Here is a 6,950-nt window from a genome sequence, read left to right on the forward strand (position 1 = left end):
AATAAATAGTATATTCTGTTTCCTAAAGTAGGCTGTTTATCTACTAAATCAAATATAATAAATTGCACTCCTAGATTGATATAAACCAAACTTAACAACTGGAGTTACACAAAATGTTTGCCAATCAATTACAACTAGCGCGTGCTCTAGAGTTACCTACACGACAAGCCATGCTTTACCGTGAACCAGCAGTACAAGACTTTTGGAATAGCAACACCGACCTAATTACAAACGCGTGGAGCGAATGGGAAACAACATCAATAGATAGCTCAACGTTTACGTTAGGCGACTCACTACTTGATAAAAACCTACGTGAAGCAGTAAAGCAAGCATGAGAAGATCCATCAAAAGAGCTAGCCGTAAAAGCGTTATTACACGAAGTAGCGCCTGATGTGTTTCAATTTCAATTTTTTGATCCAGAGCGCCTAGCGGTTTTACGCGGATATTTAGAACAAGTATGGAATTCGCAAATTCCTATGCGTCCACCATACGGCATAGTGTTAAATCGCCGTGGTGCAATGCTTGATAGTCGATCAGAAGGTTATTTAGCCGCGCCAAGCTTTCAAGCGTTTTATAACGAAATACTAAACACTTATATGCGCCCTATTTCGCGTATGCTGTTCCCGGAGGTTATGGGGTTTGATACACAAACATTTGGTTTTTCTATTTATTATGAGCCAAACACAGATTCGTCAATTCGTCCACATACAGATGCATCGGCCGTAACGCTTAATATTAACTTAAACTTACCAGGGGAAGAGTTTACAGGGTCAGAAGTTGACTTTTATCACCCGTACACAGGTGACATTAAATCACTTACCTTTAAGCCCGGCACTGCCATGTTACATCGTGGCAATATTGCACACGCAGCCAAGCCTATTACCAGTGGCGAGCGAACTAACTTTGTATTGTGGTTGTATGGGGAGCGCGGTCGATTACCAGCACAAGGTGCACCACGCATTCCTATTGATGCTAAACAGCGCTGGACTAACCCAAATAAACCAAATGATGGCTATGCACCATTTTAAATAAGCGCTTTTAGAGTTTTAAGTCAAAAGGCTGCCTAATTTAAGCAGCCTTATAAAAGTAAAGCTTATCCAGTAACCAACACGTTTTAAGTTTGGTAATATCAAAAAACCGCCCTATTCATAATCTATATTGTCGTCACTTATAACAATAGATAACACAAATTTTCCACCTTGCTTTTCCTATGGCCCAGTACTTCGCTTAACAAAGTACAAAATTTAGGGGGTGTGTCATGTTTTTTTGTATTTAATTCATAAAGCACTGTAATGCTTAAGTTGGTAATTTAATAAATTGTGCTATCTTTTTACTATCTACATTATAAAAATACGAGCTAACATGTTGTTCCGAGGTACAATTGCCATAGCAATATTGGCAATTTCTGCTGCTAATAAAACCTATGCAAACGACATAGATGTACAATTTAGTGGTTTTGCATCCTTAACACTCAGCTACACGGACGATTCAGATATTGGCTTTGCATCGAGTTATTCAAATGTCAACGAATCTGGTTTTTCAGCAACGCGAGATTCAATTTTAGGTGGGCAGGCTAATATATCACTCTCAAAAAATTGGGACTCTGTGTTTCAAGTAGTTATTCAAGATCATGCCTTTAAAAGCTTTGATAATTTTTTAGAGCTCGCCTTTGTGCGCTATCGCCCTACCCGTCATTGGGCTATTCGTGCAGGCAGGTTAAATAGCGACCTTTACTTACTATCGGAATACCCTTACGTAGGATATGCCTATTTATGGGTGCGCCCGCCTCATTCGTACTACTCTTTTGCAAACATTGCAGGAAATTTCGATGGTGTAGATGTGGAATACAGCAAAGCAATTAACGACGGTTTTTTACGTTTAAAACTTGCTTATGGTAGTACAACAGCCAAGCTACAAGCCTATAATGACGACTTTTTTATTGATTTTGATAACTTAACCACCTTTAGCGCAACCTATACATTAGATGCATGGACTATGCGTTTTTCATTATCAAAGTCAGACTTTGGGGATTATAAGTTAACCTCTTTAGATGAGTATTTAGCCGCACTCAACTCAATACCACAAAGTATATGGCCGCAAGCGCAAAAAATATCAAACAAATTTAACACCAAAGGTAACAGTATAGAATACGCCGCGTTTGGGCTTACTTACGATCACAACAATTGGCTAATCCAATCTGAGGTGGGTATTTCAGAATCCGATTGGATAGTTGCTCCGTCAGTTCTTAGTGGCTACATTAGTGCAGGTTACCGTGTAGATAACGCAATATTTTATACAGGTTTTACAGCGGCTAAACACCGACATGACGTAATAAAAGTAAACGATCCTGCTTTTCCGCCAAGCACTCCCGATCAATTTTCAGTGCCTATACAACAACTCGCAGTTGCCAGTCAGTCTGCTGTTAAAGTTACCAATGTTCACCAACACTCAATTAACGTAGGCGTAAAATGGCAACTGTCTGAGCGCATAGCATTAAAAGCCCAGTTAGACCGCTTTGATATAAAACCTCAAGGCGCTGGCTTATGGAGTCTTAGCAACCCTTCAGATGTTGATGAGGGCCACAAAGTACATATACTTAGTCTAAATGCTAGTATGGTGTTTTAATGATGAGCCCTCGCAACTTTTTTATAACTGCATTGCTGCTCTTGTGCCTGCTTTTTATGAGCTTTTATGCTAAATCTACAGAGTTTGTAGTCGTGGTTAATAAAAGCAATGCGATTAACGCATTATCAAAACGAGAAATTATTGATATTTACATGGGCAGGTATTTAACTTTCCCTGATGGTGAGACCTCAAAACCGCTTGATTTGCCCGCGCAATCAACATTAAAAAACGACTTTTACTTAAAACTGGTTAATAAAGACGAGCAAAAAATAAATGCGTATTGGGCAAGGCTTTTATTTTCAGGGCGCGCAAAGCCACCCACGCCTTCAACATCGGTAGAAGACGCAATAAACAAAATAGCAGCATCACAATTTGCAATTGGCTACATTCCGCTCTCGCAAGTTACAGATGCAGTAAAAGTGGTATACACATTTGATTAAAATTATTAGCCAAAAACTCTACATACGCGTCGCTATATCAATTGCGTTAGTTGCTATTGTTGTGTCTTTAGTCTCGTCTATGCTCTCTTATTACTCAGGCTTTAAAGAGAAAAAAAACACAAATTACCTACTCGTTCAACAGTTAGCGCAAACAATGGAAAAAACAGCCGCCATAGCAGCCTACCTAAACGATCGTGAATTAAGCCAAGAAATTATTAACGGCTTGCTAAGTAATGATCTAGTGCAAGGCGCAAGCTTAGAAGGAGAAGTAAACCCAAAAGGAGAAATGGATTTATTTATTGCAAGTGGCTCTACTAACAAGAAAAAAGAAGCTGTTTTAATTAAATTAGTTCACCCCTTTATAGAAGACACTTTTATTGGTGTACTGGCCATATACCCAGACGATAACTTTATTGAACAACAAGCACAGTCATCACTTATAAAAGAATTTATTTTAATGCTGATTCAATCAATCGTCATCGCTTTTTTTGTGTCGCTGGTTGTACGCAAATGGCTCACTCAGCCTATTCAAAACCTAACAGACAGCTTTGCGACAATTGATCCTACCAATCCCGAAACCATGACAATGCTACAGTTTAAGCAAGGTAAGCGAGACGAAATAAGCAGGCTAACGCAAGGTATAAATGCCTTAATGCATGAGTTAAAGCTAACCATTAGTAATGAGCAATCCCTTCGTAAAAAAACTCAAGAACTAGAAGCTAAATTTAGACTTATTTTTGAACAAGCCAGCGCCGGTATTTGTTTATTAGATGACAAAAATATTATAACTACCTTTAACCCCGCGTTTAAACATTACTTTACCGTACCCGGCGAAGAAGAATTATCAACCTTGCACTTTCCTGCTCTGTTAAATAACGTTGATGAACTACAAAGCCTGCTTGCAAATATACGTTGTGATAAAAACCCACCACAAGCAACCCTAGATATAGAGTGTAAAGTGGGCCATAAAACTATTTGGTTGCACTGCTTATTTGTTAGATTAACAGAGCAACGTGAAACAAAGCGAAGCGCTCATCAAGAACACTTCGTTGAAGTAATTTTACATGATGTAACTGAGCGCGCCGAACGCGAATTTCAAACCCGTTTTGAAGCCGATCACGACCCACTTACCGACTTACTTAATCGCCGAGCCGGCGAAAAACGCCTTAAAAAAGCACTGCGCGAGTGCATTAAACACAATCAGCACCTAGTACTAATGATGATTGATTTAGATAAGTTTAAACCCATTAACGACACCTACGGCCACGAAGCCGGTGATAAAGTACTTATTGAAATAGCACACCGATTTAAAAAGCACTTTACCCAAGAAACCGACATATGCATCCGCCTAGGCGGTGACGAGTTTATAGTTGCAAGGCAGGTTAATACCTACAACAAAGCAGAAACGCGTGAGCAATCAATCGCTATGCTAAACGAGCTACAACAAGACATTTATATTTCACAAAATAAAACATGCGCCGTGGGTGCAAGCATTGGTATTGCAGTCGGCCCTAATGATGGTGATGAGTTACTCGAATTAATGATCAATGGTGACAAAATGCTCTACCACGTAAAAGAAACAGGCCGAGGACAAATTGCATTTTATGACGAGTTTAAAAAGTAAGAGGGTTAATTGAGCTCTTTCAACGCAGTTAGCACTAAAAATGGCTGCTAGAGAGTGATTTATAAGCAGAGCCCAGGTTATTTAAGCCCAATTTTTAAAGAACATTGAACAATAAACTTTTCAATTGATAGAATGCCCTACTTTTTCCCATAAAGAGATACAATGGCAAACTTCAATACTCATCTTAATACTGCCGTAATCATCACAGGCTTAGCCTCAGCCACCTTATTATCTGCAGGACATATTGAATTAAAGGGCGCACTCTGGTTATGGTTTTTAGGATCAATCGGCGGCTTATTACCAGATATAGATTCAGATAACTCAACATCACTCGATACTATTTTTAACTTATTCGCACTCAGCGCTGTATTACTGGTACTGCATTACATAACCACCGAGCTCATTATTGAAATTAGCTTTATCGAGTTAATCGTAGTGCCATTATTGGTTTACGGATTTATGAAATATATTATTAGACCAATTTTTGAATGGATCACAGTACATAGAGGTAGTTGCCACTCTTTACTATTTATACTGTTATGCGCGCTATTAACGACCCAAGTAGTATGGAAACTAAATGACCAATCAACTACACAAGCAGCCGTCTTTGCCTGGTTAACGGGTGGGTTTATTTTATTAGGTGGATTAATTCATTTATTGCTGGATGAAATTTACAGTGTAGATTTAAGCAATGTCACCATTAAACGCTCTTTCGGCACCGCTTTAAAAATAGCTGACTTCGATAATAAGTTAATTACGCTAGCTTCAATTATTGCCATTGCAGGTTTAATCTATGTTGCGCCCCCTACAAAGCAAACTATTACAGCGTTAAGTGACTGGTCTCATTTTACGTTTTTATCTTAACGCCTTAAGTAATAAGCCGTTTAACCACGTACTCAAAATTAATGCCCTCTTGATAATTAAGATAGTTAAACGTTGATTTACTAAGAGGGAATTAGTCGCTGCGCTTTTAAGAGCATAAATGGCTTGAATCAAAACAGTTTTACCGATTTAATTTTGGGTTAAAAATCCAAAGCTTTAGCCTATTTGTTATTAATTATTATTTTTATAAGTTTAAGTGAAATAATTAAATAACTTTACCTGTCTTATATCAGCAAGTAGAACGCTAATTAGTTAAAAAGCCCCATCTGTTTGATTTATTCAAATCTGTTACAGCTTTTTAAAGCATTAAATATAAAATTATAAGAGACCCATAATGGAATTTACGAATAAACGCACCATGCTAATTACAGCATCTTTATTATTGGTATTGGCGATATCACAGGCTATTTATTCTGTCCTTTACAGTGCAGAAATTAGTTTTTCAAGGCAGGTAGCTTGGGGGCTAGAAGCACTGGTATTTACTTTACTAGTTGCCTTTGCAGGCACAGCTATGGTGCAAGCAAAAAATTCACAACTAGGCTGGTCGGCAATCGCGTTTAGCGCAATACTTAACATAGTACAAGTGAGTATTGGCCTTACTTTGTTTTCTACATTTGGGAAAGTAGCGGGCACTGTAGAAGGCGCACAACCTTTAATTGGTGGCGTGGTTTCTTTGTCATTCATGATTTACTACGCAGCTAAATTATTATTGGGATTAGCAGCAGTTGTTTTTGGACTATCTTTTATCGCTAAAGGTGGCAAAGCAATTGGCGGCCTTACAGCCTTAGCAGGCGGAGTTGCAATCCTTGCCAATGGTATTTTAATCACCTTTGGCCGTGATGGATTTCTACCATCAGCTGTTGCTGGCGCTTCAGGCATGATTGCAACGTTACTTTTAGCTATATGTTTAATAAGCCTTAACCGTAAACAAGACTAAGGCTTAATACCTTACAAGTAATGTGCTTACTTAAATAAGTTATAAACATCGGCGTGTATTAGAGATGCTAATTCGCCGATGTTTTACGTTTGAACTGATGCCAGACTAAACTAGACAGCCACTTTAGTGACTAAACTAGACAGCCACTTTAATTGAACAAACAAAACTATGCCAAAAAATTCGCTATTCAGATTAAGAATTTATCTTTTATAACTGGGTCACTTTATTTCATCCGTTAAATAAGAGTGACTAAACTAGACAGCCACTTTAATTGAACAAACAAAACTATGCCAAAAAATTCGCTATTCAGATTAAGAATTTATCTTTTATAACTGGGTCACTTTATTTCATCCGTTAAATAAGTAATTAGCACGTTAAAACCTGAATTACACGCATGATAATAACTACATAATTGCAGTTATAATGTTTACTGAATGGTTTT

General features: G+C 38.1%; 5 protein-coding genes and 1 pseudogene. All 6 read left to right on the top strand.

Annotated elements, in window-relative coordinates; translation table 11 throughout:
- Positions 1-113 precede the first annotated feature (113 nt).
- The 6 genes and pseudogenes from I6E85_RS18135 (at position 114) to I6E85_RS18160 (ending at position 6,508) form a co-directional block, all read left to right on the top strand.
- A pseudogene (locus I6E85_RS18135) lies at positions 114-1,028 on the top strand (2OG-Fe(II) oxygenase family protein).
- A 334-nt stretch (positions 1,029-1,362) separates the two neighbouring features.
- A complete protein-coding gene (locus I6E85_RS18140; RefSeq protein ID WP_029769797.1) occupies positions 1,363-2,625 on the top strand; it encodes a hypothetical protein in 1,263 nt (420 codons plus the stop codon).
- Entirely contained in the window at positions 2,625-3,065 is a 441-nt protein-coding gene (locus I6E85_RS18145; RefSeq protein WP_024589397.1) for a hypothetical protein, read from the top strand. Before I6E85_RS18140 ends, I6E85_RS18145 begins: the two co-directional genes overlap by 1 nt.
- Positions 3,058-4,689: a sensor domain-containing diguanylate cyclase gene (locus I6E85_RS18150; RefSeq protein ID WP_197237217.1), complete on the top strand. Its 1,632-nt coding sequence runs from the start codon at positions 3,058-3,060 to the stop codon at positions 4,687-4,689. The genes I6E85_RS18145 and I6E85_RS18150 overlap by 8 nt, the downstream gene beginning before the upstream one ends.
- A 162-nt stretch (positions 4,690-4,851) precedes the next feature.
- A complete protein-coding gene (locus I6E85_RS18155; RefSeq protein WP_024589399.1) occupies positions 4,852-5,553 on the top strand; it encodes a metal-dependent hydrolase in 702 nt (233 codons plus the stop codon).
- Positions 5,554-5,905: 352 nt separating this feature from the next.
- Positions 5,906-6,508 carry a hypothetical protein gene (locus I6E85_RS18160; protein ID WP_024589400.1) on the top strand — a complete coding sequence of 201 codons (603 nt, stop codon included), beginning with the start codon at positions 5,906-5,908 and terminating at the stop codon, positions 6,506-6,508.
- Positions 6,509-6,950 lie beyond the last annotated feature (442 nt).

It is taken from the genome of Pseudoalteromonas sp. NZS71 (assembly GCF_015864715.1).
In the GTDB taxonomy this organism is placed as follows: Bacteria; Pseudomonadota; Gammaproteobacteria; order Enterobacterales; family Alteromonadaceae; genus Pseudoalteromonas; species Pseudoalteromonas arctica.